The organism is Streptococcus sp. 517s, assembly GCF_054445985.1.
The window spans coordinates 41324-68008 of sequence record NZ_CM136847.1; the positions used below are offsets into that span (position 1 = coordinate 41324).

27 protein-coding genes are annotated in these 26685 nt (G+C 41.2%); 16 read left to right on the forward strand and 11 right to left on the reverse strand.

The window, feature by feature from the left end:
* Positions 1 to 23 precede the first annotated feature (23 nt).
* From ACVX3R_RS00225 to rpmF, 3 genes are all read right to left on the reverse strand, one after another.
* Positions 24 to 809 carry a hypothetical protein gene (locus ACVX3R_RS00225; RefSeq protein ID WP_458795051.1) on the reverse strand — a complete coding sequence of 262 codons (786 nt, stop codon included), beginning with the start codon at positions 807 to 809 and terminating at the stop codon, positions 24 to 26.
* Positions 810 to 1090: 281 nt separating this feature from the next.
* Positions 1091 to 1240 carry a 50S ribosomal protein L33 gene (rpmG, locus tag ACVX3R_RS00230; protein WP_001265622.1) on the reverse strand — a complete coding sequence of 50 codons (150 nt, stop codon included), beginning with the start codon at positions 1238 to 1240 and terminating at the stop codon, positions 1091 to 1093.
* Between the two features lie 15 nt (positions 1241 to 1255).
* A complete protein-coding gene (gene rpmF, locus ACVX3R_RS00235) occupies positions 1256 to 1438 on the reverse strand; it encodes a 50S ribosomal protein L32 (RefSeq protein ID WP_000290417.1) in 183 nt (60 codons plus the stop codon).
* 216 nt (positions 1439 to 1654) lie between these two features.
* Here rpmF and ilvD point away from each other — a divergent pair, with 216 nt between their 5' ends.
* Positions 1655 to 3358: a dihydroxy-acid dehydratase gene (gene ilvD, locus ACVX3R_RS00240; RefSeq protein ID WP_458795052.1), complete on the forward strand. Its 1704-nt coding sequence runs from the start codon at positions 1655 to 1657 to the stop codon at positions 3356 to 3358.
* Positions 3359 to 3418: 60 nt separating this feature from the next.
* Here ilvD and ACVX3R_RS00245 read toward each other — a convergent pair whose 3' ends face one another.
* Positions 3419 to 3760 (reverse strand): metal-sulfur cluster assembly factor, encoded by a 342-nt coding sequence (locus ACVX3R_RS00245; protein WP_001204050.1) that lies wholly within the window; start codon positions 3758 to 3760, stop codon positions 3419 to 3421.
* A 167-nt stretch (positions 3761 to 3927) separates the two neighbouring features.
* Between ACVX3R_RS00245 and hisS the strand changes: the two genes are divergently transcribed.
* From hisS to ACVX3R_RS00300, 11 genes are all read left to right on the forward strand, one after another.
* Entirely contained in the window at positions 3928 to 5208 is a 1281-nt protein-coding gene (gene hisS / locus ACVX3R_RS00250; RefSeq protein ID WP_458795053.1) for a histidine--tRNA ligase, read from the forward strand.
* Between the two features lie 143 nt (positions 5209 to 5351).
* Positions 5352 to 5555, forward strand: coding sequence for a helix-turn-helix transcriptional regulator (locus tag ACVX3R_RS00255; RefSeq protein ID WP_268722955.1), 204 nt, complete (start codon positions 5352 to 5354; stop codon positions 5553 to 5555).
* A complete protein-coding gene (locus tag ACVX3R_RS00260; RefSeq protein WP_458795693.1) occupies positions 5555 to 5752 on the forward strand; it encodes a hypothetical protein in 198 nt (65 codons plus the stop codon). Before ACVX3R_RS00255 ends, ACVX3R_RS00260 begins: the two co-directional genes overlap by 1 nt.
* Before the next feature lie 2 nt (positions 5753 to 5754).
* Positions 5755 to 6105 (forward strand): PspC domain-containing protein, encoded by a 351-nt coding sequence (locus ACVX3R_RS00265; protein ID WP_458795054.1) that lies wholly within the window; start codon positions 5755 to 5757, stop codon positions 6103 to 6105.
* 18 nt (positions 6106 to 6123) lie between these two features.
* Positions 6124 to 6825, forward strand: coding sequence for a DUF3169 family protein (locus tag ACVX3R_RS00270; protein ID WP_458795055.1), 702 nt, complete (start codon positions 6124 to 6126; stop codon positions 6823 to 6825).
* An 11-nt stretch (positions 6826 to 6836) separates the two neighbouring features.
* Complete coding sequence (locus ACVX3R_RS00275) at positions 6837 to 7661, forward strand: ABC transporter ATP-binding protein (RefSeq protein WP_458795056.1); 825 nt, start codon at positions 6837 to 6839, stop codon at positions 7659 to 7661.
* Positions 7654 to 8352, forward strand: a complete 699-nt coding sequence (locus ACVX3R_RS00280; protein WP_458795057.1) for an ABC transporter permease — start codon at positions 7654 to 7656, stop codon at positions 8350 to 8352. Before ACVX3R_RS00275 ends, ACVX3R_RS00280 begins: the two co-directional genes overlap by 8 nt.
* 9 nt (positions 8353 to 8361) lie before the next feature.
* A complete protein-coding gene (locus ACVX3R_RS00285) occupies positions 8362 to 9003 on the forward strand; it encodes a lysostaphin resistance A-like protein (RefSeq protein WP_458795058.1) in 642 nt (213 codons plus the stop codon).
* Between the two features lie 17 nt (positions 9004 to 9020).
* Positions 9021 to 9239 carry a hypothetical protein gene (locus tag ACVX3R_RS00290; RefSeq protein ID WP_000832176.1) on the forward strand — a complete coding sequence of 73 codons (219 nt, stop codon included), beginning with the start codon at positions 9021 to 9023 and terminating at the stop codon, positions 9237 to 9239.
* 151 nt (positions 9240 to 9390) lie between these two features.
* The gene (aspS, locus tag ACVX3R_RS00295) at positions 9391 to 11154 is read left to right on the forward strand and encodes an aspartate--tRNA ligase (RefSeq protein ID WP_458795059.1); all 1764 of its coding nucleotides are present in this window, start codon (positions 9391 to 9393) and stop codon (positions 11152 to 11154) included.
* Positions 11132 to 12073, forward strand: coding sequence for a YitT family protein (locus tag ACVX3R_RS00300; RefSeq protein ID WP_458795060.1), 942 nt, complete (start codon positions 11132 to 11134; stop codon positions 12071 to 12073). The genes aspS and ACVX3R_RS00300 overlap by 23 nt, the downstream gene beginning before the upstream one ends.
* 33 nt (positions 12074 to 12106) lie before the next feature.
* Here the strand turns inward: ACVX3R_RS00300 and ACVX3R_RS00305 are convergent, their stop codons facing one another.
* From ACVX3R_RS00305 to ACVX3R_RS00325, 5 genes are all read right to left on the reverse strand, one after another.
* Positions 12107 to 13093 carry a LacI family DNA-binding transcriptional regulator gene (locus tag ACVX3R_RS00305; RefSeq protein WP_458795061.1) on the reverse strand — a complete coding sequence of 329 codons (987 nt, stop codon included), beginning with the start codon at positions 13091 to 13093 and terminating at the stop codon, positions 12107 to 12109.
* 9 nt (positions 13094 to 13102) lie between these two features.
* Positions 13103 to 13903: a DUF1189 domain-containing protein gene (locus ACVX3R_RS00310; RefSeq protein WP_458795062.1), complete on the reverse strand. Its 801-nt coding sequence runs from the start codon at positions 13901 to 13903 to the stop codon at positions 13103 to 13105.
* A 179-nt stretch (positions 13904 to 14082) separates the two neighbouring features.
* The gene (locus ACVX3R_RS00315) at positions 14083 to 14925 is read right to left on the reverse strand and encodes a sugar ABC transporter permease (protein WP_458795063.1); all 843 of its coding nucleotides are present in this window, start codon (positions 14923 to 14925) and stop codon (positions 14083 to 14085) included.
* Position 14926: 1 nt separating this feature from the next.
* Positions 14927 to 16219 carry a sugar ABC transporter permease gene (locus tag ACVX3R_RS00320; protein ID WP_458795064.1) on the reverse strand — a complete coding sequence of 431 codons (1293 nt, stop codon included), beginning with the start codon at positions 16217 to 16219 and terminating at the stop codon, positions 14927 to 14929.
* A gap of 124 nt (positions 16220 to 16343) precedes the next feature.
* Positions 16344 to 17612, reverse strand: coding sequence for an extracellular solute-binding protein (locus tag ACVX3R_RS00325; RefSeq protein WP_084911283.1), 1269 nt, complete (start codon positions 17610 to 17612; stop codon positions 16344 to 16346).
* Between the two features lie 475 nt (positions 17613 to 18087).
* Between ACVX3R_RS00325 and malQ the strand changes: the two genes are divergently transcribed.
* Together malQ and glgP are read left to right on the forward strand one after the other, a co-directional pair.
* Positions 18088 to 19605, forward strand: coding sequence for a 4-alpha-glucanotransferase (gene malQ, locus ACVX3R_RS00330; protein WP_458795065.1), 1518 nt, complete (start codon positions 18088 to 18090; stop codon positions 19603 to 19605).
* A 24-nt stretch (positions 19606 to 19629) separates the two neighbouring features.
* Positions 19630 to 21888, forward strand: a complete 2259-nt coding sequence (glgP, locus tag ACVX3R_RS00335) for a glycogen/starch/alpha-glucan family phosphorylase (protein ID WP_458795066.1) — start codon at positions 19630 to 19632, stop codon at positions 21886 to 21888.
* Positions 21889 to 21957: 69 nt separating this feature from the next.
* Here the strand turns inward: glgP and ACVX3R_RS00340 are convergent, their stop codons facing one another.
* Positions 21958 to 22806 (reverse strand): putative RNA methyltransferase, encoded by an 849-nt coding sequence (locus tag ACVX3R_RS00340; RefSeq protein WP_371620680.1) that lies wholly within the window; start codon positions 22804 to 22806, stop codon positions 21958 to 21960.
* A gap of 151 nt (positions 22807 to 22957) precedes the next feature.
* Here ACVX3R_RS00340 and ACVX3R_RS00345 point away from each other — a divergent pair, with 151 nt between their 5' ends.
* Positions 22958 to 23236: a DUF6110 family protein gene (locus ACVX3R_RS00345; protein WP_000910902.1), complete on the forward strand. Its 279-nt coding sequence runs from the start codon at positions 22958 to 22960 to the stop codon at positions 23234 to 23236.
* 1 nt (position 23237) lies between these two features.
* Complete coding sequence (locus ACVX3R_RS00350; RefSeq protein ID WP_458795067.1) at positions 23238 to 25298, forward strand: heavy metal translocating P-type ATPase; 2061 nt, start codon at positions 23238 to 23240, stop codon at positions 25296 to 25298.
* A gap of 77 nt (positions 25299 to 25375) precedes the next feature.
* On the opposite strand, the gene tyrS is transcribed toward ACVX3R_RS00350, so the two are convergent.
* Positions 25376 to 26632 carry a tyrosine--tRNA ligase gene (tyrS, locus tag ACVX3R_RS00355; RefSeq protein WP_458795068.1) on the reverse strand — a complete coding sequence of 419 codons (1257 nt, stop codon included), beginning with the start codon at positions 26630 to 26632 and terminating at the stop codon, positions 25376 to 25378.
* Positions 26633 to 26685: the final 53 nt, after the last annotated feature.

A 26685-nucleotide genomic window follows, 5' to 3' on the forward strand; every position in this document is an offset into this window, starting at 1 on the left:
TAAATCTTAATACGATAAATAATCTAAATACGGTTCACCTTAAGTAATTTTGAAAAACTCAAGTATCCATTATAATATTCTTGTTTTTTCTTCATAGTTGAAACAAAGGCTAACCTTACAGGAACTGCGTTGGCCCTTGAATGTTTAAAACTTAAATCTTCTGATTGTGGGATAACTTTTAATTCATCTTCCAAATATCTATACACTCTTTCAGGAATTACTAAATTACAGATGTACTTTGCATGATCATTGTTTCGAAACATTCGTAGGTAGTACTTCTTATCAGTTTTTCCTAAAAACACTTTACACTCTCCATAGTACATAGTCAGATGGTCAGATACTTCTAATTCATTTAGGAGGAGGGACCTACGAGGTAAATATTTTCTGATACCGACTTTATTTTCTAAAACGAATTTTACATCAGACACCTCATTATTATTTTGCAGAGAATTGACGCTCCTTGGTTGGATTACTCTAGGGGCCTTTTCTTCCAGAATACGATTTAAGAGTTGCTCAGCTAAATCTGCATCAATTTTCTCATAGTATTCTTTCAGTTCCATTTTCGAAGCAGATTCCAAAGCATATTCACATCCGTCACCATGAAGTGATTTAGGATGGCTCGATAAATAGATTTTCCCTCTTTTCTCGTTTATCACTAAATCCACTTTGTGACAACCAGGACAAAATAATTGGTTTTCATACTTAAGTTTTGTTGCAGCTTTATCCTTTTGATATTCCTTTTGTAGCTCATGAAGTTCTAGTCTCTCATGATTGTAAATACAGTATTGAAACTTATTTTTTGTAAACATAATAATCCTTTCTAGTTATCAACAATTAAATCTTGTTTTAAAAAATCTGAAATGTGTAGTTATCTAAAATCAACATCTAATTTTCTTAAACAACACAAAAACGCTCTAGACAATATGACTAGAGCGTTTTCTATATATCCGAACATCTAATTTATTTCACAAAAAATGTAGTCAAAAATGTAGTCATTCGGTTGATTTTTATTGCAATACATTGAAATTTGAAATTTCAAGAATCGCATTAAATCAAGGTTTTTTCGTTTCTACTGAAACGTAATGACCCACTATTTAACTTCTGTAAACACGACGTGCTTGCGAAGTTTTGGTGAGTATTTCTTCAATTGAAGACGGTCTGGAGTGTTACGTTTGTTTTTAGAAGTAAGGTACAAGCGTTCACCAGATTCTTTGTGTTCAAGTGTGATATTTACGCGCATGGTATCTCCCTTCTATTATTCAGCTGATGCAGCTTTAGCGATTTTACGTCCTTTGTAGTATCCTTTAAGTGATACACGGTGAGAACGTGAGTAATCTCCAGTAGTTTCGTCAAAGTTTACAGATGGAGCTGTTACTTTGTAGTGTGTACGACGTTTGTTTTTCTTCGCTTTTGAAGTGCGACGTGCAGGTACTGCCATTTTGTTTTCTCCTTTTAAGATATAATTCAGTTAGGTTTGATTTTCATCAACTTTAATAGTATATCAAAACTTTTTTGTAAAGTAAAGTTACTTGACAAAAAAAGATGAAAAAATTAGAAGTTGTTGATCGGAATTTTCTGAAAATTCAAGATTTTTCTTCTGTTCATTGCCTTTAAAATGTGCTATAATAGTAAAAACTGAAACGGGAGGGATAAGATGACTGAATTAGATAAACGTCACCGCAGTAGCATTTATGACAGCATGGTTAAATCACCAAACCGTGCTATGCTTCGTGCGACTGGTATGACAGATAAGGACTTTGAAACACCGATTGTGGGAGTGATTTCGACTTGGGCGGAAAATACACCATGTAACATCCACTTGCATGATTTCGGGAAATTGGCGAAAGAAGGTGTTAAATCTGCAGGTGCTTGGCCTGTTCAGTTTGGAACGATTACCGTAGCGGACGGGATTGCCATGGGAACGCCTGGTATGCGCTTCTCTCTAACATCTCGTGATATTATTGCGGATTCTATCGAAGCTGCTATGGGGGGCCACAACGTAGATGCCTTTGTAGCCATCGGTGGTTGTGACAAGAACATGCCTGGTTCCATGATCGCCATTGCTAATATGGATATTCCAGCTATTTTCGCCTATGGTGGCACCATTGCACCCGGAAAGTTAGATGGTAAAGACATCGACTTGGTTTCTGTCTTTGAAGGAATCGGGAAATGGAACCACGGTGACATGACAGCTGAGGACGTAAAACGTCTTGAATGTAATGCCTGCCCTGGACCTGGTGGTTGTGGAGGTATGTATACAGCTAATACCATGGCGACAGCTATCGAAGTTCTAGGGATGAGTTTGCCAGGATCTTCATCTCACCCAGCTGAATCAGCTGACAAGAAAGAAGATATCGAAGCAGCAGGACGTGCTGTCGTTAAGATGTTGGAGCTTGGTCTCAAACCATCAGATATCTTGACTCGTGAAGCCTTTGAAGATGCCATCACAGTAACTATGGCTCTCGGTGGTTCTACAAATGCCACTCTTCACTTGCTTGCCATTGCCCATGCGGCTAATGTTGACTTATCACTTGAGGACTTCAATACGATCCAAGAACGTGTGCCTCACTTGGCCGACTTGAAACCTTCTGGTCAGTATGTCTTCCAAGATCTCTACGAAGTCGGTGGTGTCCCAGCGGTTATGAAATACCTCTTGGCAAATGGTTTCCTTCATGGCGACCGTATCACATGTACCGGTAAGACCGTCGCTGAGAACTTGGCTGACTTTGCAGACCTTACACCAGGTCAAAAAGTCATCATGCCACTTGAAAATCCAAAACGTGCAGACGGTCCGCTTATCATCTTGAATGGGAACCTTGCCCCTGATGGTGCGGTTGCTAAAGTATCAGGTGTTAAAGTGCGTCGTCACGTTGGACCAGCTAAGGTCTTTGACTCAGAAGAAGATGCTATCCAGGCAGTTCTGACAGATGAAATCGTTGATGGCGATGTTGTCGTTGTTCGTTTCGTTGGACCTAAGGGTGGTCCTGGTATGCCTGAGATGCTGTCCCTTTCATCCATGATCGTAGGTAAAGGTCAAGGAGACAAGGTTGCCCTCTTGACAGACGGACGCTTCTCTGGCGGTACTTATGGTCTCGTTGTCGGACATATTGCTCCTGAAGCTCAGGATGGTGGACCGATTGCCTACCTCCGTACAGGCGATATCGTTACGGTTGACCAAGATACCAAAGAAATTTCCATGGCCGTATCCGAAGCTGAACTTGAAAAACGCAAGGCAGAAACAACCTTGCCACCTCTTTACAGCCGTGGTGTCCTCGGTAAATATGCCCACATCGTATCATCTGCTTCACGCGGAGCCGTAACAGACTTCTGGAATATGGACAAGTCAGGTAAAAAATAAACTCAAAAAGCAAGCCAACTTCGGCTTGCTTATTTTCATCTTCAAAAGTGATTTGCCTGCTTAACGAGGTGGCAGTCCAAGAGCAATACGGCCGTAGCGACTGATTCGTGTGATCTTCCAGGCAGGCGACCAGGTAACTTCAACCTTGACATCTTCGATACCCTCGATTTGTTTCAGACCTGCGACGATTTCGATAGGCAGGCTTTCGGCGCAATCGCAGGCAGTGTCGGTGAAAGTCATGACAATCTTGCAGAGACCTGTTTCATCCAGATTGATTTCATAAATCAATCCTAGATTGTAAACATCCAATTCCACATCTGTATCAAAAACCTTCTCTAGTTTATCGATAATTTGGTCTTGTAAGGCCAAAGCGCGGTCATTGATTTTGATATCGTCTCTCATAACAGTCCCTCCACGTGATAAATATCCTCTATTTTCTCATAATTCTGACAATTTAGCAAGTTTTTGATGAATTTTCTGAAAAGACTCTCTTGAGATTTTCTCCTCTCACTGTTTTAATCCCTTTATTTATGGTAAAATAAGACTATTAAGTTTAAAGAGGATTCCCTATGAAATTACAAAAACCAAAAGGAACGCAGGATATTTTACCTGCTGAGTCTGCAAAGTGGCAGTATGTTGAGGGCTTTGCCCGTGAAATTTTCAAGCGCTATAACTATGCGGAAGTGCGCACGCCTATTTTTGAGCATTACGAGGTTATCAGTCGCTCTGTCGGAGATACAACGGATATCGTAACCAAGGAAATGTACGATTTCTATGACAAGGGTGACCGCCATATTACCCTCCGTCCAGAAGGAACTGCGCCCGTTGTCCGCTCCTATGTGGAAAATAAACTCTTCGCTCCAGAAGTGCAAAAGCCAAGTAAGTTCTACTACATGGGCCCTATGTTCCGCTATGAGCGTCCACAGGCAGGTCGTTTGCGTCAGTTCCACCAGATTGGTGTTGAGTGTTTTGGCTCAAGCAATCCAGCTACCGATGTGGAAACCATCGCTATGGCAGCTCATTTCTTGAAAGAAATCGGTATCCAAGGTGTCAAATTGCACCTCAACACTCTTGGAAATCCCGAGAGTCGTGCGGCCTACCGTCAAGCCTTGATCGACTATTTGACACCGCTCAAGGAGACCTTGTCTAAGGATAGCCAGCGTCGTTTGGAGGAAAATCCTCTCCGTGTCTTGGACTCTAAGGAAAAAGAAGACAAGGTGGCAGTAGAGGATGCGCCTTCTATCTTGGACTTCCTTGATGAAGAAAGCCAAGCTCATTTTGATGCTGTGCGTCAGATGTTGGAAAATCTGGATGTAGACTATATCATCGATACCAATATGGTGCGTGGTCTGGACTACTACAACCACACGATTTTTGAATTCATCACTGAAATCGAGGGCAATGAATTGACAGTCTGTGCAGGAGGTCGCTACGATGGCTTGGTTTCCTACTTTGGTGGCCCTGAGACTGCTGGATTTGGTTTTGGACTTGGTGTAGAGCGCCTGCTTCTCATCCTTGAAAAGCAAGGTGTGGCTCTTCCTATCGAAAATGCCCTAGATGTCTATATCGCAGTCTTGGGTGAAGACGCAAATGTCAAGGCTTTGGAATTGGTACAAGCTCTTCGCCAACAAGGATTCAAAGCAGAACGTGACTACCTCAACCGGAAGCTCAAAGCTCAGTTCAAATCCGCCGATGTCTTTGCGGCTAAGGCCCTCATCACGCTAGGAGAGAGCGAAGTCGAAAGCGGACAAGCGACGGTCAAGAACAACCAAACACGAGAAGAAGTCCAAGTGTCCCTTGAGACAATCAGCCAAAACTTCTCTCAAGTCTTTGAAAAACTAGGATTTTAATGACAGATAAACTGGTCAGGATCTTATTCCTGACCTTTTTCTTTTGCAAAATGACAATAATCATAAACTTTTTGACAAATATAATTGTCAAAAAGAAAAAGATGTGTTACAATATAAGCAAGTTAAGAGTAAAGGAGAAAGGAATGCTAAAAAATCGTCTAAAAGAGCTTCGGGCTCGCGATGGTCTCAATCAGACCGAACTGGCCAAGCTAGCAGGGGTTTCCAGACAGACCATTAGTCTACTAGAGAGGGATGAATACACACCCTCAGTTGTGATTGCCTTGAAGATTTCACAGATATTCAATGAGCCAGTCGAGTCGGTGTTTCGCTTAGAGGAGGATGAATGATGAACATGTATAAAGTGATCTATTATGTAGTCGCCATGGCTCTATTAGTCAGTGTGTTTCTACTGATTGGGATGGACCTAGGCTGGTTTAATCTGTATCAAAGTGACCAATTTATTTGGGTCTACTTTGCTCTCATCCCAGTAATTGAATGGATTGAAAAGAAATCAAAAAATCTAACAAGCGAAAAGGGAGAATGAATATGAAAAAGTTTTTAGCAGATTTTCAAGTAGATACGGAACACAAAGAACTTGCTGGTGTCTGTGCAGGTTTAGGAAATTATTTTAATATTCAAGCCAATATCGTTCGTTTGGTGACAGTCTTGCTGTTTCTCTCTTCGACAGAGATTGGGATTATAACAGTAACTCTCTATGCCTATCTAGCAGGTTGGCTTGGCAATGAACCCTTGGGAGATGGAGCAAAAAAAGCTAGAAACCAAGCTATTCTTTTGTTTGCTGTTTGTTTGATTTTAGTATCACTTGGAACAGAGGGCTTGACAGCTATTTATGAATCAGGTAAAGTGCTTGGTCAGTGGTTGGTTGGATTGGTTTAGTTTAGAAAGAGGATGAATATGAAAAAGAAACATTTATTAATTTTGTTGGGGAGTTTACTGTTAGGTGTTTTATTGGGAATGATCGGTACTGGCTTTGCTGATCTTCGTTCAGAAATTTCTAAAGATCAAGTACTGTTTGTTTTGGATACCTTCTTTTTCTGGCTTGGGGTTATTTCAACAATTTTAGCTCTTTATTTTACCAGAATGAGTCGTAAAGCCTACAATAACTACCAAAGAGAAGAAGACGATGAACAAAGTGAACAAGACTATATTAGGATGTATCGTTTCTTAGATTATGGTACAGTGGCTAACAGTACTTTGCTAGTTAGTATGTTATTCACCTTAGTTGCCATGTTTCCTGAGTTTAGATTATCTCTATCTCCTTTTCTCTTAACCATACTTGTAATTTTTGTGGGTAGCTACTGCTTCAACACGACTAGCTTGATCCGTAATTATAAACTTTCTATCATGGCAACCCCTAAGGAAATGTTAGAACTCCTAAATACTTATGATGAGGGAGAAAAACAAGCAGAAATGGAAGAAGCTTACTTAATCTTGTTCAAGATTAATCAGACGATCTTGCCAGCTATCTATATTCTCTTGATGGTTTTATCACTGGTGTTAGGTGAAGTACAGTTGATTGCTTTAATTATAGCGGTTGCTATTCACATTTATATTAACCTTGCACAATTACGCAAAACAAAACGTTACTTTAAGTAAAAGGAGTTCCTATGATTCGTGTTGAAAATGTAAGCAAAAGTTTTGGAAGCAAGAAAGCTCTGCATCAGATTTCTTTTGAGATTCAAGAAGGTGAAATCTTTGGCTTCCTAGGGCCTTCAGGTTCAGGTAAAACAACTATGATCAATGTTCTGACGGGGCAGTTAGCTGCAGATCAGGGTGAGACCGTTCTTCTAGGAAAGTCCTCTCGAAATTTGACTTCAAATGATTTGGAACAAATCGGGATTGTTAGTGATAGCAGTGGCTTTTATGAAAAGATGAGCCTCTATAAAAATCTGCTCATTTATGCAAAATTATACGGTCTTAAAGCTTCTAGAGTAGATACAGTGCTTGATCAAGTTGGGTTATCAGATGCCAAAAATCTTATCGCGGAAAAACTATCTACAGGTATGAAACAGCGAATGTTCTTGGCTCGTGCTCTTCTAAATGCCCCTAAAATCCTCTTTCTAGATGAGCCAACAAGTGGTCTTGATCCTACCACCTCAAAATCGATTCATGCTCTCTTGCAGGAACTGAAGCAGGCTGGGACAACTATCTTTTTAACAACCCACGATATGAATGAAGCAACCTTGCTTTGCGATCGCCTCTCTCTTTTAAATAAGGGAATCTTGATTGAGTATGGTAGCCCACAAGAGATTATCCAGAAATACCATGTGGATAAAAAGGTCCGTTTACGCTACCAAGATGGACGCGAGCAAGTGATTCCTTTTGAAGAATTGCCCCATTTGAATACGACAAATCTAATAGCTGTTCATTCTTGTGAACCGACTTTAGAAGAAATCTTTATTAGATTGACAGGAGAAAAGTTAGATGTTTAGAAAATTAAATGCCCTTCTTTGGTTAAGGTTACAAGTTCTTATTAGTAATTCAACGTTACTAGCGACATTATTGATGCCCTTTGGTATTGCTATCCTATATAATGAGTTCTTAAACAAGAGTGGAGAACTGACTATGTTTCTCCTCTCTACGAGTTTGACGATGGTCTTGAGTATGGGAAGTGGTTATATGGTATCGATTATGATGGCTGAGGATAAGGAAAAACGTAACCTTAAATCCCTCATACTAAGTGGTGTGACAGCAACGGAGTATACTCTGAGCATGATGGCTCTTCCTCTTCTAGTGGTGCTTTTTTCGATGGTTGTTCTCCCTCTATATCTTAAAGTTGATTTGACAAACTACTTTCTTACCTATGGTCTCTATCTGCTTCTGGCAACTATCAGCATTATCTTTCTTAACATTCTTATCGGTGCAGTATCAGATACTCAGTCTAAGGCGCAAGTGTATAGTATTTTTCCTATGCTGACCTTCTCTTTCTTGCCCACTCTTGCTGTTCAAAATGCAACTGCGCAAAAACTGTTGGACTATTCTTTCATTGGTCCATTGGTAAGTCTGTTAAAAGCAGGTGGTGGAGAGTTATCTTTGAGAAGTCTTGGTCTTTTGCTAGCATGGGCCCTTTTGCTAGGATTAGCTAGTCTCTTCGTATTGAAAAATAGTTATAAAGGAAAATAGGAGGCCTATATGAACTTACTTAAAAATCTTGGCTGGTTTCTTCTAGCGGTTCTATCCTTTTTCTTTGGCTATGGTCTGGTTCAGAGCATAGCTCTGTCAGCTCTTGGACTAGGGGCTTCAATCTTTGGAGTCTTACCACTTTATGTCGCCCTGTCAGGGGCCTATGTTTATGGAGTTTACAGATGGTATCAGACAGAAAAGGTTAGCATTCAGACGACAGCTTTTAATCGTTATATTTGGTTGCCAACCCTGGTTTTGCTAGTGGCGATTACAGCCCAGTTCTTTTTGCCAGATGATCCGTCGGTTAATCAACAGACTGTATCACAATTGACACTAGCTCAGCCTGTCTTTGGTTTCTTTATGGTAGTGGTCTTTGCTCCTCTGACGGAAGAACTCATCTTTAGAGGGATGTTGGCGCGCTATCTCTTTCCTAAGCAGAACAACAGCAAACAGATAGCTCTGTTTCTCCTCGTATCGAGTGGGCTTTTTGCCTTGATTCACTTTCCAGGAACTTTGCAACAGTTTTTAGTTTATGCCAGTCTGGGATTGAGTTTGGGACTGGCTTATGTGAACCGAAAAGGCCTTCTTTATAGCATTTCTCTCCACGCTTTGAATAATTTAATCGGCTTTTTGATGATACTCATGCTATAATAGAGTCAGGAGGTCACATGAAACGAGTAATTTTATTAGCAGTGATACAGGCAGTCGTTCTCTTCTTTATCATCGGGGCACTTGCCTATGCCTTTAAAGGCGATTTCTTTTACAACTATTTAGCAGTTGTCTTTGCGCCTATTGCAGGTGTCTTGCGTTTTGCTTCGGCTTATGCGACGGAGATTGTTCTACCTAAAAAGGCAGCTGAGATTGCTGAAAAGCGTAAAAAAGGTTAAGAATCATAATCAGAGAATCCGATGACGTTTTCATCGGATTTTTTGTCTGTTCGTTTTGATTTCTAAAGACAATCAAACTTTTCTGCTGATTTTCATGAAGAGCCTGCGCTTTTATGGTAAAATAGTAACAGAATAAAAGAGGAGAGAAAACATGAAACGTAGTATGTATGCTGGTCGTGTTCGTGAGGAACATATCGGACAAGAAATTACCTTGAAAGGATGGGTTGGCCGTCGTCGTGACCTTGGTGGTTTGATCTTTATCGACCTTCGTGACCGTGAAGGAATCATGCAGTTGGTTATCAACCCTGAAAAAGTATCTGCAGAGGTCATGGCAACAGCTGAAAGCCTTCGTAGCGAATTTGTCATTGAGGTGACTGGACAAGTCGCTGCGCGTGAGCAAGCCAATGATAAATTGCCGACTGGTGCGGTTGAATTGAACGTGACAGTTCTGACAGTGTTGAATACAGCCAAAACAACACCTTTTGAGATTAAGGATGGGATTGAGGCCAATGACGATACACGTTTGCGTTACCGTTACCTTGATCTTCGTCGCCCAGAGATGTTGGAAAATCTCAAACTTCGTGCTAAGGTGACCCACTCTATCCGCAACTACTTGGATGAGTTGGAATTTATCGATGTGGAGACGCCATTCCTTTCTAAGTCAACACCAGAAGGGGCGCGTGACTATTTGGTGCCATCTCGTGTCAATAAAGGACATTTCTATGCTCTTCCTCAGAGCCCACAAATCACGAAACAGCTCTTGATGAATGCTGGTTTTGACCGTTACTACCAAATCGTCAAATGTTTCCGTGACGAGGACTTGCGTGGTGACCGCCAGCCTGAGTTTACTCAGGTCGACTTGGAAACGTCTTTCCTTACGGAGCAAGAGATCCAAGATATCACAGAAGGCTTGATTGCGCGCGTGATGAAGGAAACAAAAGGGATTGAAGTAACGCTTCCATTCCCTCGTATGAAGTACGACGATGCTATGGCCCTTTATGGTTCTGACAAGCCAGATACTCGTTTTGACATGTTGCTTCAGGACTTGACAGAAGTTGTCAAGGGTGTTGATTTTAAAGTCTTCTCAGAAGCACCTGCTGTTAAAGCCATTGTGGTCAAAGGAGCTGCAGATAACTACTCACGTAAAGATATCGATAAGATGACCGAAGTAGCTAAGCAGTACGGTGCTAAAGGTCTTGCTTGGGTCAAGGTGGTTGATGGAGAATTAAATGGACCAGTTGCCAAATTCTTGACTGGTATCCAAGCAGAATTGACTGCAGCACTTGGTCTTGGAGATAAGGATTTGGTTCTCTTTGTGGCGGATACGCTTGAGGTAGCTAATGCAACACTTGGTGCCCTTCGTGGACGTATTGCTAAAGAGCTTGGCTTGATTGATAACGATCAATTCAATTTCCTTTGGGTGGTTGACTGGCCAATGTTTGAATGGTCTGAAGAAGAAGGTCGTTACATGAGTGCCCACCATCCGTTTACCCTTCCACAGGAAGAGACAGCTCACGAATTAGAAGGTGATTTGGCTAAGGTTCGTGCCATTGCCTACGATATCGTTTTGAACGGTTATGAGCTTGGAGGTGGTAGCCTCCGTATCAACCAAAAAGACCTTCAAGAACGCATGTTCAAGGCTCTTGGTTTCTCAGCCGAAGAAGCAAATGACCAGTTTGGTTTCCTTCTTGAGGCTATGGACTATGGTTTCCCACCACACGGTGGTTTGGCGATCGGTCTTGACCGTTTTGTGATGCTCTTAGCAGGAGAAGAAAATATCCGTGAAGTCATTGCCTTTCCTAAGAACAATAAGGCAACCGATCCAATGACACAAGCTCCATCAACAGTCGCTCTCAAACAACTAGAGGAACTCAGCTTACAAGTAGAAGAAGATGAAACAAGCAAAACAAATTAAGCGGTGGCGCTATTATCTGCGCCGCTTTGCTTATCAGATAAAAATCTTACGAGTTTTACAAAGTATCTCTCGGGAAAAATATGATGAGAAAGTCTCGGCTTCTCTGGTTTATGGCTTTTTGTCAGCAGTAGCAGTCAATTTCTTTTTTCAACCAGGACACGTTTACTCCAGTGGTGCGACGGGTCTGGCACAGATTATCTCTGCCTTGAGTCATCACTGGTTTGGTTTTTACATTCCGATATCGCTAACCTTTTATGCTATCAATTTTCCGTTGATGATTTTAGCTTGGTATCAGATTGGGCATAAGTTTACAATCTTCACCTTTATCACAGTATCCATGAGTTCCCTCTTTATCCAGCTTGTGCCAGTTGTGACCTTGACAGAGGATCCCATTATCAATGCCCTTTTTGGGGGTGTTGTCATGGGCTTGGGGATTGGTTTTGCACTCCGTAACAATATTTCTAGCGGTGGTACAGATATCGTCAGTCTGACCATTCGGAAGAAAACGGGTAAGAATGTCGGTAGTATTTCTTTCCTGGTAAATGGAACCATCATGCTGATAGCAGGTTTGACCTTTGGTTGGAAATACGCCCTCTACTCCATGATTACCATCTTTGTCTCCAGTCGTGTGACAGACGCTGTCTTTACCAAGCAAAAACGCATGCAGGCCATGATTGTGACCAATAATCCTGACAAGGTAATCGCAAAAATCCATAAAAAATTGCACCGCGGAGCAACCATGATCCACGATGCAGAAGGAACCTATAATCATGAGAGAAAAGCAGTCTTGATTACAGTTATCACACGAGCAGAGTTTAATGATTTTAAACACATCATGAAACAAGTTGATCCGACAGCCTTTGTCTCTGTATCCGAAAATGTCCACATTCTAGGACGATTCGTAGAAACAGACAATTAATAATACTCAAAAGACCAGCCCTAAGGCTGGTCTTTATTTTTCGATAATTTTGTGTCCAATCAACTGGCGGTAACAAATCTGTTTATTGTTTTTAGCATCGTTGATGATCTGGAGAATGGTTTCAAAGGAAACGCGCCCGAGTTCTAAGCTATTGATATCCACATAGGCTGCCAAGTTCAGTTTAGGGTTGACCGAGTCAAAGCTGAGGACAGGGACATCCAGTTGGTGTTTTGCGATGTAATCACAGACCCCTGCAGCAAGAAGGCTATCAATAGTAATAATAGCATCAATATTTGGATCATGTTCGAAGAGAAGTTTACTAAAGCGATAACCACTATCTTCAAGAAATTCGGTCGCAAAGTAGGTCAGATTGGGATCAATAGGAAGTTGGTATTGTTTAAGAGCTAACTCATAACCCATTAGACGATCTTGTGTTACGAAAAGTTTTTTGGATCCTCCGATGAAGGCAATTCGCTTGCATCCTTTTTTGACGAAATATTCTGTCGCATCAAAACCTGCCTGGACATTGTCATTATCGACAAGCGGAATGAAGGGAGATAGAGATTTACCTAAGATAAGGAAAGGAAATTGTTCGTCTGCTACTAACTTAACCAACGGATCCTCTTCTTGGGCATAGAGGAAAATCAAACCATCTACACGCTTACCATAGACCATCTGAGAAATAGCTTTGAGCCGCTCTTTTGCATCTTTCCCCGTTGCAATCTGAATAGCATAGTGGTTCTCAGATGCCACTTGGGCGATCCCTCGTAGAACAGATGGGAAGAAAGGATTTTGGTAAAAGGCATCCGAGTCGTCAGGGAGCACCAGACCGATTACCTGAGTATAGCTACTTACCAAGCTACGAGCATTGAGATTGGGGTGGTAGTTGAGCTCCTTCATCGCCTTGCGAACTCGTTTTTTAGTTTCATCACTAATCGTTGATTTGTTTTGAATAACGCGGGTAACAGTTGAAGGTGAGACACCTGCTGCCTTGGCCACGTCTTTAATCGTAACGGGCATAAAAATCTCCTATTTATGATAATCTGGATCACGGAAGTGTGTCTTGTAAAAAATGGTGACCAGATAAAGAACAAAAAGAATGTTTTGTACAGTGACAAGGGTTGACATATTTTGGCCGAAAAGTCCCCAAATAAGCGTAATCAGAGTTGGTAATCCTAAACAGTTCAAGATAAAATGGTAGCACTCTTTAAAGGTCCTAAATGAAAAGAGTCGTGATTTTTTGGTGATATAAAGGAGAAGACTAGCTCCAAGAGAGACAATGAAGAAATTCAATCCAAAGAGGAAGCTAGCACCAAGGACGAGAAAGAGGCTGATATAGACACGGTTCTGTTGGTACCAGTCTTTAGAAATAGCCTGGGTCAAACTTTCCTTAGTCTGGAAACTCTCTGTTTGAATCGCGTGGTAGTGAATACGAGTCAGCTCCTTACTCTCCTTACTGATGACGAGTTCTTCCGTATCGAAATGAAGTTGTAGGTCCTCTGGCAATTCTTTGATTTGGCTTGGACCAATCAAAAGAGAAGGCTGCTGATTCTTCGTACCTGAGTAGTTCAGCTTTCCATCAACGATTTGTGCATTCTCTGACAAGTCCATGATCGCTTCATCTGTCAGTGGAGTGTAGACATTATCAATAAAAGTATCCAGTGGATACGTTTCCTGTGAGCTGTTTTGAATGGCAATTGGAACCATAGACAAACTGATGAGGAAAATGCTCGTAAAGAGAAGCTGAAACCAGTTGAGACCGAAACGTTTTGATAGGGGCTTACGAAATCCCCAGATACTAGTAAAATACGAGAATGGATATGGAAGCATAGGCATCTTTCTAAGAGTGTTTTCTATATGAGTATTATTATATAGAGAAATGTGCTTTATTTCAAGTCTAGCAAATCAATTCCTTATTTAAAGATGGTTTCAATAAGATTTGTAGAAGTGTGTCTAATCTTGTAGCTTTAGCAACAAGCTCCAAAATGAAAAAGGGTGGCGGGGATAAATTATCCCTTGTCGCCACCACTTGTAAGTCCTGAAACAAAGTTCTTTTGTAGGAAGAAGAAGAGAATACAGATTGGAAGGGCGATGAGGATAGCACCTGCTGAGAAGTAGGCGATCTTCATGTTTTTCACATTGCTAACGAAGGTTTGGAGACCGACGGCAACAGTAAAGTATTCTTTCTCACGAAGCAAGAAACTAGAGAGGATGTAGTCCCCGAAAGGTCCCATGAAGGCCCAGAGGGCTTGTACAGCCACCATTGGGCGAACAAGAGGGAGAACAATTTGCCAGAAGCGACGGAAGTGTCCTGCACCATCTAGTTTTGCAGATTCGTCAAGAGACATTGGCACGGTATCAAAGTAGCCTTTCATCAGCCAAGCGTTCATCGGGATACCTCCACCGACGTAGAGGAAGATGAGGAACCAGCTATGGTTAAGGGCGTTCAACATAAGTGCCATAACGAAGAAGGCTGTCAAAGCGGCCATGGTTGGCACCATTTGGATGATCAAGAAGAAGACCAAACTTTGCTTACGAGCCAAGAAGTTGTAACGACTGTAGGCGTAACCTGCAAGTACGATGATACTTGTTTGAACAGCCATTGTGATAAAGGCAATAATCAAAGTATTAAGGTACCAAGTGCCATACAAGGTTTCAGTGAAGAGCCCTTTAAAGTTATCAAAATTAAAGTCGATGTTGGTATCGAGTTTAAAGGCTGCGACGTTACCAGTCTTGAAGGCTGACATGATGGTAATCAAAAGTGGATAGATAATCACGATTGATAGACCAATCAAGTAGACGTAAGTGAGGGTTTGAGTCAGTCTACGTTTGAGTTTGATTGAGTTATTCATCTTAGACGTCCTCCATATCAAATGCGTGTAGTTTCTTGAATGCGATCATAGAGATAGAGATGACAATGATTGAGATAATCAAGGTAACAGCTGCCGCCATAGAGTATTGAGGAGATGTACCTGTTGTCAAACGGTAAATCCATGAAATCAAGATGTCAGTTGAACCGGCTCCGCCTCCGACAGTACCAGGACCTCCACCATTAAAGAGATACATGATAGAGAAGTTGTTAAAGTTGAAGGTGTATTGGCTGATCAATGTTGGTGCTGCAACAGCCAAGATCATAGGGAAAGTGATGTTGCGGAATTTTTGCCAAGCATTGGCACCATCGATGTAAGCCGCTTCGTAGAGGTCGTTAGGAATAGACTGTAAGATACCCAAGGTCAAAACGTAGATGTATGGGAATCCTAGCCAACCCTGCATCATAATCAAGGCAATCTTAGTCCAAGTTGGGTCTGTTTTCCAAGGGATAAGAGCTCCATCTAGGAATGGAAGGACCTTAGACAAAAGAGGCAAGACTTGGGTATTGATAGCACCAACACTATCATTAAACATATTTGAGAATGTCAAGATAGTGATGAAGGCTGGGACAGCCCAAGGAAGAAGGAAAATAACACCGAAGATACGTTTTCCTTTGATAAATGGTTGATTGGCAACGATTGCTGTAAAGATACCAATGACGATCTGCAAGGTAGAAGCAGCCAAGGCCCAAATAATGGTCCAAGAAAGAACAGAACCAAAGGCAGAACGGAAGGTACTCAAGCTCCAGATATTTGTGAAGTTCGTTAAACCAACCCAGTCCAACAATTTGTTTGGTGGCAAGTGTTGGAAGTCATAGTTTGTAAAGGCGATCATCAAGGTTACGATAACAGGAAAGATAATCGCAAAGGTCATCGCTACATACGATGGGATAATCAAAAGGTATGGGAATCCATTCTCATAAATGCCCTTAAGCATATCCTTGAAGGTATAAGCTACAGGAATACCATTGTTGATACGTTTAGCAGTCGTATGTGCGTCCTTGATATTAAAGATATAAAAGAGTAGGTAAACGACAACAAAGATAGAGTGAAAAGCACCACGAATTAGCATGAAAAGTGAATTATCACGACCGGGCTTTTCACCAAGTGTGATCAAATTGCTCAATTCAGGGCTTGCAAGTGTTAGAAAATACAGAACAAATAAAACGGTAACACCAAGGAAAATAAATCCTTTAGCTTTTTGTTTGTTATAAATTTGTCCTAAACCAGGAATGATTGACAGCAAGGCTGCTTTGCGAGGCTGTTGTTTTTCCATGATTACTCCTTTCATAGGATGCGAGATAAAACTCGGATTCGATCGTAAGATACGTGCGTATGATAATGAGCGTATCTATAAATTCAAAGGGGGATTTTGCTTCCACCCCCCTTGAACAAATCAACTATTCACCAAATTTTTGTTTGATTGTGTCCTTAATCAATGTTACAGCATCGTTAGCAGCTGTTTTCGCATCTTTCGTACCACTTACAGCTTCAAAGAGCATTGTTTTAGCTGGGTCCCAAACAGCTGACATTTGTGAGATGTTTGGCATTGGTTGAGCGTTCTTGAACTGTTCAATCACGGCTGTTGTCAACTCATCTTTTTTGCCTTCAGCATAAGTACGAGCTTCAGTATTAGCTGGGATTTCGTTTGTAGCGTCGTAGAACGCTTTTTGTTGTTCAGTTGATACAAGGAAGTCTACAAATTTTTGAGCTCCTTCAAGGTTCTTAGTGCTTGCTGGAATAACCCAAGCTTTACCACCACCAAATGTTTCATAGTTTTTACCGTTTGGAAGAGTTGGGATAGTCGCAACACCGTAGTTTACTTTAGCATCTTTGAATGCTTGAGCTTTCCAAGGACCATCGATGATAGCAGCAGTTTTACCTTCTTGAAATTGAGTTTGAATTAAGTTTGGAGCTCCTTCAGTATCTTGCATACCTTTAGGCCATTTTTCGTACCAAGATTTAGCATAGTTGATAGCTGTAATTGAACCTTCGTTTGCAAGTCCGATATCTTTAGGATCTTTACCGTTTTGGCCAAATACATAACCGCCATTACCAGCAAGAAGTCCGTATGAGTAGTAGAAGTTTGTCCAGTCAGCTAGGAAGGCAGTAGTTTTACCATCTTCACCAGCGAAAGCGTATTTGCTGTCTTTAGCAAGGTTTTCCAAATCAGCAAATGTTTTAGGAGCTTCTTTAAGCAAATCTTTGTTATAGTACAAAACGAGTGATTCGATAACAGCTGGAGCACCATAGACTTTACCACCAACAGTTACAAGTGATTTTGTTTTATCGTCTGTCTTTGCACCGTCGCTAAGAGTAACTTCTGAAAGTTGTCCGTCAGTACCAAGGCTACCTACACGGTCGTATGGAGCCATCATAACGTCAGCAGCTTTACCAGATTGGTTGTCTAGAGAAAGGTTGTCAAGACCACCCATTTGGTCCCCTGTTTTGATAGTAACTTTTACGCCAGATTCTTTTTCATAAGCTTTTGCAGCAGATTCAGCGAAGGCTTTATATTGGTCTTCAACGTAGAAAGTGAGTTCTTTTGCTTCTGAAGAGCTAGTATCAGCGGCCTTGTCGGCAGATTTGCTTCCGCAAGCTACTAAAAGCAAGCTAGCGAGAGTAGCAGTTCCGAGCACAGCAGCGCTCTTCATGAATTTAGATGACATAGTGTATTCCTCCTAAAGAATAACAGTTATAATTTATTCGGGAAACGCAAACGTTTTCCTTCATGAGCTTAGTATAGCACAAATAGAAAACGGTTGCAAGGTTTTTTTAAAAAAATTTTAAAAAATTTTTAAGGTTTGGAAGTGGATATAATTGCTTTTAATAGGAAGAAAACATCCTAAACGCTGATTTTTTTATTTTGTGAAAACCAAGGGAAACGATTGCGTTAATCTAGCCCGATTTTCAGAAAATAGAGCAGATGTTCGGAATGAATTATCTTAAATCAGAAAATCTTTAAAAATTTTTTCGCTTATTTCGTAAAATATTAGTGGGAATAAGTTTTAGTTAGATAAAAATAATTCAAAAAAATTTTTAAAAACGCTTGCATTTGTCTTTGAAATACGCTATACTTAATTCAACGCAAACGTTTGCGCCTTAATTGCGCAGCGTTTTATAACAAACACATGAGGTGCTATTATGAAAAAACGTCAAAGTGGTGTGTTGATGCACATCTCTTCTCTGCCAGGAGCATACGGGATTGGATCATTTGGTCAGACTGCCTATGATTTCGTTGATTTCTTGGTTCGCACGAAGCAACGTTACTGGCAAATCCTCCCTCTTGGGACAACAAGCTATGGAGATTCTCCATACCAATCATTCTCAGCCTTTGCTGGAAATACGCATTTTATCGACCTTGATATCTTGGTAGAGCAAGGCTTGCTCGAAGCTAGTGACCTTGAAGGTGTTGACTTTGGTAGCGATGCATCTGAAGTTGACTATGCGAAGATTTATTACGCACGTCGTCCGCTTTTAGAAAAAGCAGTTAAACGCTTCTTGGAAGTGGGTGATGTCAAAGATTTTGAGAAGTTTGCTCAAGACAACCAATCATGGCTCGAGCTCTTCGCGGAGTATATGGCGATTAAAGAGCATTTTGACAATCTTGCTTGGACAGAATGGCCAGATGCAGATGCTCGTGCCCGTAAAGCTTCAGCACTTGAAAGCTACCGTGAGAAATTGGCAGACAAGTTGGTTTACCACCGTGTGACTCAATACTTCTTCTTCCAACAATGGTTGAAGTTGAAAGCCTACGCTAACGACAACCACATCGAGATTGTTGGAGATATGCCAATCTACGTAGCGGAAGATTCAAGCGACATGTGGGCAAATCCACATCTATTCAAGACAGATGCCAGTGGTAAAGCGACTTGCATCGCAGGATGCCCACCAGATGAGTTTTCTGCCACTGGTCAGCTTTGGGGGAACCCAATCTACGACTGGGAAGCAATGGATAAAGATGGTTACAAATGGTGGATTGAACGCTTGCGCGAAAGCTTCAAGATCTACGATATCGTTCGTATCGACCACTTCCGCGGTTTCGAATCTTACTGGGAAATTCCTGCTGGTTCCGATACAGCGGCACCTGGTAAATGGGTGAAAGGTCCTGGCTACAAACTCTTTGCAGCCGTTAAGAAAGAACTTGGTGAGCTAAATATCATCGCAGAAGACCTTGGCTTCATGACAGATGAAGTGATCGAGTTGCGCGAACGTACTGGCTTCCCAGGAATGAAGATTCTTCAGTTTGCCTTCAACCCAGAAGACGAAAGTATCGATAGCCCACACTTGGCGCCAGCTAACTCTGTTATGTACACAGGAACACACGATAACAATACGGTTCTTGGTTGGTACCGTAATGAGATCGACGATCCAACTCGTGAATACATGACTCGTTACACGAACCGTAAAGAGTACGAAACAGTGCCACACGCTATGCTTCGTACAGTCTTTTCATCCGTTAGCTTCATGGCTATTGCCACTATGCAAGACTTGCTAGAACTAGATGAGTCAGCTCGTATGAACTTCCCATCTACTCTTGGTGGAAACTGGTCATGGCGTATGACAGCAGATCAACTCACACCAGCTGTTGAAGAAACTTTGCTTGACTTGACTACAATTTATCGCCGAATGAATGAAAATTTGGTAGAATTAAAAAAATAAGACATTATCAGGAGACACATAAACATGTTACCATTAAAAGAATTTGTACAAAAGCGTTACAATAAAACCATTGCAGAATGTAGCAATGAAGAGCTTTACCTTGCTCTTCTCAACTACAGCAAACTTGCTAGCAGTCAAAAACCAGTCAACACTGGTAAGAAAAAAGTTTACTACATCTCAGCTGAGTTCTTGATTGGTAAACTCTTGTCAAATAACTTGATTAACCTTGGCCTTTACGACGATGTGAAAAAAGAACTTGCAGCTGCAGGTAAAGACTTGATCGAAGTCGAAGAAGTAGAATTGGAACCATCACTTGGTAACGGTGGTTTGGGACGTTTAGCAGCATGTTTTATCGACTCAATCGCTACACTTGGTTTGAATGGTGACGGTGTTGGTTTGAACTACCACTTCGGTCTTTTCCAACAAGTTCTTAAAAACAACCAACAAGAAACGATTCCTAACGCTTGGTTGACTGACCAAAACTGGTTGGTTCGCTCAAGTCGTAGCTACCAAGTGCCATTTGCACACTTCACATTGACATCTACTCTTTACGATATCGATGTACCTGGTTACAAGACAGCTACTAAAAACCGCTTGCGTTTGTTTGACTTGGATTCAGTTGATTCTTCTATCATCGAAGATGGTATCAACTTTGACAAGACAGATATCGCTCGCAACTTGACTCTCTTCCTTTACCCAGACGATAGCGACAAGCAAGGTGAATTGCTCCGTATCTTCCAACAATACTTCATGGTTTCAAACGGTGCACAATTGATCATCGACGAAGCAATCGAAAAAGGAAGCAACTTGCATGACCTTGCGGACTACGCAGTTGTACAAATCAACGATACTCACCCATCAATGGTGATTCCTGAATTGATCCGTCTTTTGACTGCACGTGGTATCGAGCTTGACGAAGCGATCTCAATCGTTCGCAGCATGACTGCCTACACTAACCACACAATCCTTGCTGAAGCCCTTGAAAAATGGCCTCTTGAATTCTTGCAAGAAGTGGTTCCTCACTTGGTACCAATCATCAAAGAATTGGACCGCCGTGTGAAAGCAGAATACAAAGATCCAGCTGTTCAAATCATCGATGAGAGCGGACGTGTTCACATGGCTCACATGGATATCCACTATGGATACAGTGTTAACGGGGTTGCTGCTCTTCACACTGAAATCTTGAAGAACTCAGAGTTGAAAGCTTTCTACGACATCTACCCAGAAAAATTCAATAACAAAACAAACGGTATCACATTCCGTCGTTGGCTTATGCATGCCAACCCAAGACTGTCTCACTACTTGGATGAGATTATTGGCCGTGGTTGGCACCATGAAGCAGATGAGCTTGAAAAACTCTTGTCATACGAAGACAAGGCTGCTGTCAAAGAAAAATTGGAAAGCATCAAGGCTCACAACAAACGTAAATTGGCTCGTCACTTGAAAGAGCACCAAGGTGTGGAAATCAATACAAACTCTATCTTTGATATCCAAATCAAACGTCTTCACGAGTACAAACGCCAACAAATGAACGCTTTGTATGTCATCCACAAATACCTTGATATCAAGGCTGGCAACATCCCTGCTCGCCCAATCACAGTCTTCTTTGGTGGTAAAGCAGCTCCTGCCTACACAATTGCCCAAGACATCATTCACTTGATCCTTTGCTTGTCAGAAGTGATTGCAAATGATCCAAAAGTAGCACCACACTTGCAAGTAGTTATGGTTGAAAACTACAACGTTACTGCAGCAAGCTTCTTGATTCCAGCATGTGATATCTCTGAACAAATTTCACTTGCATCTAAAGAAGCTTCAGGTACTGGTAACATGAAATTCATGTTGAACGGAGCTTTGACTCTTGGTACTATGGACGGAGCTAACGTGGAAATTGCTGAGTTGGTTGGCGACGACAACATCTACATCTTTGGAGAAGATTCAGAAACTGTTATTGACCTTTACGCAAAAGCAGCTTACAAGTCAAGCGAATTCTACGCACGCAAAGCCATCAAACCATTGGTTGACTTCATCGTCAGCGACGCTGTTCTTGCAGTAGGTAAGAAAGAACGCTTGGAACGTCTTCACAAGGAATTGATCAACAAAGACTGGTTCATGACTCTCCTTGACTTGGAAGACTACATCAAGGTGAAAGAGCAAATGCTTGCTGACTACGAAAACCGTGACGCATGGTTGGATAAAGTCATCGTCAACATTGCCAAAGCAGGATTCTTCTCATCTGACCGTACAATTGCTCAGTACAACGAAGATATCTGGCACTTGAACTAAGATACATTACATCAGATTGTAAAACAAAACGCATCTATTTAAGGTGCGTTTTTTCATATTTAAACTAATTTACAGTGCTTTTCCGACCAGAATCTCTGCTTCGATAGTAATCTCTGTCAGTTGGCTCCAGTCAATCTTGGTCTGGTCAACATGAAAGAGAAGGGGCGTCATGGCAAGCAAAGCTTGGCGTTGCTCAGCCGTGATAGGTTTGGTCAGAGAGGCCGTTTGGCTAGATTGAATGCTGAAATGTTCCTGGAAATGTTCTTTGATATCTTGGTTGGAATAGTCCTTCTTTGTCAGCTGGTCTTGCACCATTTGGCGGATTTCTTTGAGGTGATTTTCAGTCGGGATGACCTTAATCAAGATGCCGTCTTTTGATAATACTCTTTGAAATTCTCCGTAGTTGGCAGGCGAGAAGATATCGAGCAGGATATCCATACTAGCGTCTTTTATAGGAAGACGAGCTAGGTCACCAACAAACCAATTGACTGCCCAGTTGGGTTCACTCTTAGCAGCGATTTGGACGGAATCTTTAGAAATATCAAAGGAATAGAAGATTTTGTCAGAGTGACTTTCTTGGAGTTTTCGAGAGTAGAATCCCTCGCCACAGCCGATATCTAAAATTGTTTGGTTAGTTTTAGAATTTGTAAGCAGGTCTGAGATGGTTTCTAAAATAGTTTGATAAAAACCAGCTTCTAGGATTTGTTGACGGTTTTGAAAATTTTCCTTGTCATAGTTGGTGGATTGTTTGATTTGCGGTGCCAGATTGACATAGCCGAATTTTGCCAGATCAAAAGAATGGCGGTTGCTACACTTAAGGCTAGACTCTACCAAGGTGAGATCTTCTTGGCAGATGGGGCAGGAAAAGGAACTAGCAGTAGCAAAACGTTGAAGTTTTGGTTTGAGGTTTGTATTCATAGTTTAAGTGTATCAAAAGAGGCAAATGAAAGCAACCTTAGGAATAAGTAGATGGGAGATTCAGTAGAAATAAAATTAATTCTCCAATTTATAGAATGAAATTGCTTTTATATCTAAATTGCTATATAATAATGATAAGGAGGAAATAAGTATGTTAAAAGAAGTATTAAGCGTCGCAAAAGTTGCGAAAAAATCATCACTCTTTTTGGGTGGTGTAGCATTTGGCACTCTTGGTTTGAAAATCTTAGCAAGTAAGGAAGCTAAAAAAGGTTATTCTAAAGCTTTGGCTAAAGCTTACAAATTGAAAGATGAATTGGATGCATCTGTTTCCATTGTAAAACAACATGGAGACGATGTCTTGCAAGATGCTAAATATTTGTATGAGCAAGAGAAAAAAGAAGAGCAATTAGATAGCCTGATAGGGGAATAATATGTCTTTTAAAGTGCTACATAGAGGATACCAACATATCCGACTATCATCTTCTTTTTCACTCACCTTGGATATTCAAGACTATCTTCGTTCCTTGGCGAGAGATGAAAAGGGAATTGAGTCTATCCAGTTTTACATGGATCAACAGCACTTTACTCTACGTATAAAAGAAGGCTTTTCTGTATTAGATAATGCAGAAGCCTTTTTAAAAAGAATTGATAGAGGGAAAGTTTCTGAGTTGATGACTCTTCCCATTCGTAGAGAAGATAGTGCCTATTCTATTGTTTCAGGTGCAGCGATTAAGCGTGTGCTTTTTCGTAGTCTTGTACCGTCTCCTATTCGCTATATATGGACTTGTTATCAGGCTCTGGGGTATGTCAAAGAAGCTTATCAGACCCTAGCGCGTAAGGAACTAACGATGGAGGTTTTGGACTGTTCGGCGATTTTATTGTCCTTGTTCATGAATCAATCCAAGACTGCTAGCAACATCATGTTTATGCTTGATTTGGGGAATCATTTAGATCAGTGGTCCTTGAAAAAAACTGCAACAGATTTAGAACAGAGTCTTCTTGCAAAAGAGAGCGATGTATTCCTAGTACAGGGCGATACGGTTGTTAGTATCAAGAGTTCCGATGTTCAAATAGGAGATGTTTTGGTCTTATCTCAAGGAAATGAAATTCTGTTTGATGGACAAGTAGTTTCAGGTTTAGGTATGGTCAACGAAAGTTCCTTGACGGGAGAGAGTTTTCCAGTTGAAAAAAGAGAGTCTGATTTGGTTTGTGCAAATACAGTATTAGAAACTGGAGAGTTACGCATTCGTGTAACCGATAATCAGATGAACAGCCGGGTTTTACAACTGATTGAGTTGATGAAGAAATCTGAAGAAAACAAGAAAACGAAACAACGCTATTTCATCAAAATGGCGGACAAGGTCGTCAAATATAATTTCTTGGGGGCTGGACTGACTTACCTATTGACAGGTTCTTTTTCTAAGGCTATTTCTTTCCTATTGGTCGATTTCTCCTGCGCTTTGAAAATCTCTACTCCTGTAGCTTATTTGACAGCTATCAAGGAGGGGTTGAACCGTGAAATGGTGATTAAGGATGGAGATGTTTTGGAGAAATATCTGGAAGTTGATACTTTCTTGTTTGATAAGACGGGAACAATCACAACTAGCTATCCGATAGTTGAAAAGGTGTTACCTTTTGGAGACTATAGTGAGGAAGATATTCTCAGAATCAGTGCCTGTCTTGAGGAACACATTTATCATCCTATTGCTAATGCCATCGTCAAGCAAGCTGAGATAGAGGGGATTGAACATGAGGAAATGCATGGGAAACTCCAATATATCGCAAGCAAGGGGATCAAATCTCATATAGATGGCCAACCAGTTCTTATTGGGAATTATGTCTTGATGCAGGATGAGCAGATTCATATCAGTTCAGAACAAAATGCTTTAATTGAAGAGTACAAGAGTCACTACAATCTCTTATTCTTGGCTTATCAGAATGAATTGATTGGAATGTTCTGCATTCATACTCCTTTGAGAAAAGAAGCAAAAACAGCCTTGGATAAACTTAAGGCACAGGGGAAAAAATTGATTCTGGCAACAGGGGATACCTCGGTTAGGACAGAGGAATTAGTCAAAGATTTGCCCTTTGATCAGGTATATACAGACTTGAAACCTGATGGGAAATTTGAGTTAGTAGAGGAACTGCAGAAAGCAGGTCACACTATTTTGATGGTTGGAGATGGATTGAATGACTCAGCGGCTCTAACCCTATCAGATATCGGTGTGGTGATGAATGAGAGTGCAGATATTTCTAAGCAGATGAGTGATATCTTATTGTTAGATAATCGTTTGGATTTCTTCCAAGAGTTGGATTCGCTATCATCATCTTTGCAAACACTCATTAAGAAGAATATTCAAGATACCGTTGTCGTAAATAGTAGTTTGATTGGCTTTGGCTTGTTTAACTGGCTCAGTCCTTCAAATCTCTCTATCTTACATAATCTAACAACCTTACGCATTGTACTGCGTAGCCTGTCTATTAAGGGATAGGTGGGGACTATTCACAGCAAAAAGGAGTTACCTTTCTCGAGGTTAACTCCTTTGTTTATAGGTAAATGTTGAACAATTTAGTAAGTCAATACAAAGTATTTTTTCTTCCCACGACGGATAACAGTCAGTTCGTTTTCGAGCTTGTCTGCGTCGCTTAAGACATAGTCAAGGTCTTGGATGCGGTCGCCGTTGACGTAGATGGCTCCATTTTGAACATCTTCACGGGCTTGGCGTTTTGAGTTAACCACACCAGATGACACGAGGAGTTCCACGATGTTGTGGTTTTCGTCTGCTTGAACTTGGTAGTTTGGCACTCCACGAAGTCCTTGTTTGAGTTCTTTGACAGAGAGGTTTTTGATGTTTCCTGCAAAGAGTTGCTCAGTGATGTTAAGGGCTTCCTTGTAGGCTTCTTCTCCGTGAACAAGTGTCACGACTTCACGAGCCAAGACTTTTTGAGCCAAGCGTTCGTGTGGAGCTGCTTCAAATCGTTTTCGGATGTCTTCAATTTCATCCAGTGACAAGAAGGTAAAGATCTTCAAGAAGCGAACAGCGTCAGCATCCATCACGTTCATCCAGAATTGGTACATTTCGTATGGAGAAGTCTTTTCAGGGTTAAGCCAAACTGCGTTTCCTTCTGATTTACCAAATTTCTTACCAGTTGCGTCTGTGATGAGTGGAACAGTGATCACGTGACCAGTCTTGTCAGCCTTACGACGAAGCAATTCGGTACCAGCTGTCATATTTCCCCACTGGTCAGAACCACCGATTTGTAGGGTTACGTTGTGCTCTTGGTTAAGGACAAAGAAGTCGTAACCTTGCATGATTTGGTAAGCAAACTCAGTGTAAGAAATCCCTGTCTCGATCCGTTTTTTTACAGACTCCTTACTCATCATGTAGTTGACAGTGAAGTATTTTCCGACGTCACGGAGGAAGTCAATGAAGCTGATGCTGCCAAACCAGTCGTAGTTGTTGACCATGACAGCCTTGTTTTCGCCATTTTCAAAGTCAAGAAAACGGGAAAGTTGTCCTTGGATAGACTTGACCCAGCCCTCTACTGTGTCTTTTGTTTGGAGACTACGCTCAGCATCTTTGAAGGACGGATCTCCGATGAGACCTGTAGCACCGCCAACGAGCGCATATGGTTTATGACCTGCTAACTGCAAGCGACGACTTGTCAAGATTGCGACAAGGTGGCCTAGGTGAAGGCTGTCAGCAGTTGGATCGTAGCCAGTATAATAAGAAACTTGACCTTCTTCTAGGGCTTTACGCAAAGCTTCTTCATCAGTCGTTTGAAAAATCAAACCACGCTCTTTTAGCTCATCAAAAATGTGCATGTGTCTTTTCTCCTTTATAAAATATTGTTTCTACCTATTGTATCACAAACTCG

Bases quoted from the DNA above. Each gene is read 5' to 3' on its own strand.
- ACVX3R_RS00260 (WP_458795693.1), top strand. From the start codon at position 5,555: ATGAACATGTATAAAGTGATCTATTATGTAGTCGCCATGGCTCTATTA.
- hisS (WP_458795053.1), top strand. From the start codon at position 3,928: ATGAAATTACAAAAACCAAAAGGAACGCAGGATATTTTACCTGCTGAG.
- aspS (WP_458795059.1), top strand. From the start codon at position 9,391: ATGAAACGTAGTATGTATGCTGGTCGTGTTCGTGAGGAACATATCGGA.
- glgP (WP_458795066.1), top strand. From the start codon at position 19,630: ATGTTACCATTAAAAGAATTTGTACAAAAGCGTTACAATAAAACCATT.
- rpmF (WP_000290417.1), bottom strand. From the start codon at position 1,438: ATGGCAGTACCTGCACGTCGCACTTCAAAAGCGAAGAAAAACAAACGT.
- ACVX3R_RS00300 (WP_458795060.1), top strand. From the start codon at position 11,132: ATGAAACAAGCAAAACAAATTAAGCGGTGGCGCTATTATCTGCGCCGC.
- ACVX3R_RS00315 (WP_458795063.1), bottom strand. From the start codon at position 14,925: ATGAATAACTCAATCAAACTCAAACGTAGACTGACTCAAACCCTCACT.
- tyrS (WP_458795068.1), bottom strand. From the start codon at position 26,632: ATGCACATTTTTGATGAGCTAAAAGAGCGTGGTTTGATTTTTCAAACG.
- ilvD (WP_458795052.1), top strand. From the start codon at position 1,655: ATGACTGAATTAGATAAACGTCACCGCAGTAGCATTTATGACAGCATG.
- ACVX3R_RS00285 (WP_458795058.1), top strand. From the start codon at position 8,362: ATGAACTTACTTAAAAATCTTGGCTGGTTTCTTCTAGCGGTTCTATCC.
- ACVX3R_RS00270 (WP_458795055.1), top strand. From the start codon at position 6,124: ATGAAAAAGAAACATTTATTAATTTTGTTGGGGAGTTTACTGTTAGGT.
- ACVX3R_RS00350 (WP_458795067.1), top strand. From the start codon at position 23,238: ATGTCTTTTAAAGTGCTACATAGAGGATACCAACATATCCGACTATCA.
- ACVX3R_RS00320 (WP_458795064.1), bottom strand. From the start codon at position 16,219: ATGGAAAAACAACAGCCTCGCAAAGCAGCCTTGCTGTCAATCATTCCT.
- ACVX3R_RS00305 (WP_458795061.1), bottom strand. From the start codon at position 13,093: ATGCCCGTTACGATTAAAGACGTGGCCAAGGCAGCAGGTGTCTCACCT.
- ACVX3R_RS00290 (WP_000832176.1), top strand. From the start codon at position 9,021: ATGAAACGAGTAATTTTATTAGCAGTGATACAGGCAGTCGTTCTCTTC.
- ACVX3R_RS00310 (WP_458795062.1), bottom strand. From the start codon at position 13,903: ATGCTTCCATATCCATTCTCGTATTTTACTAGTATCTGGGGATTTCGT.
- ACVX3R_RS00255 (WP_268722955.1), top strand. From the start codon at position 5,352: ATGCTAAAAAATCGTCTAAAAGAGCTTCGGGCTCGCGATGGTCTCAAT.
- malQ (WP_458795065.1), top strand. From the start codon at position 18,088: ATGAAAAAACGTCAAAGTGGTGTGTTGATGCACATCTCTTCTCTGCCA.
- ACVX3R_RS00225 (WP_458795051.1), bottom strand. From the start codon at position 809: ATGTTTACAAAAAATAAGTTTCAATACTGTATTTACAATCATGAGAGA.
- ACVX3R_RS00245 (WP_001204050.1), bottom strand. From the start codon at position 3,760: ATGAGAGACGATATCAAAATCAATGACCGCGCTTTGGCCTTACAAGAC.
- ACVX3R_RS00265 (WP_458795054.1), top strand. From the start codon at position 5,755: ATGAAAAAGTTTTTAGCAGATTTTCAAGTAGATACGGAACACAAAGAA.
- rpmG (WP_001265622.1), bottom strand. From the start codon at position 1,240: ATGCGCGTAAATATCACACTTGAACACAAAGAATCTGGTGAACGCTTG.
- ACVX3R_RS00275 (WP_458795056.1), top strand. From the start codon at position 6,837: ATGATTCGTGTTGAAAATGTAAGCAAAAGTTTTGGAAGCAAGAAAGCT.
- ACVX3R_RS00325 (WP_084911283.1), bottom strand. From the start codon at position 17,612: ATGTCATCTAAATTCATGAAGAGCGCTGCTGTGCTCGGAACTGCTACT.
- ACVX3R_RS00340 (WP_371620680.1), bottom strand. From the start codon at position 22,806: ATGAATACAAACCTCAAACCAAAACTTCAACGTTTTGCTACTGCTAGT.
- ACVX3R_RS00345 (WP_000910902.1), top strand. From the start codon at position 22,958: ATGTTAAAAGAAGTATTAAGCGTCGCAAAAGTTGCGAAAAAATCATCA.
- ACVX3R_RS00280 (WP_458795057.1), top strand. From the start codon at position 7,654: ATGTTTAGAAAATTAAATGCCCTTCTTTGGTTAAGGTTACAAGTTCTT.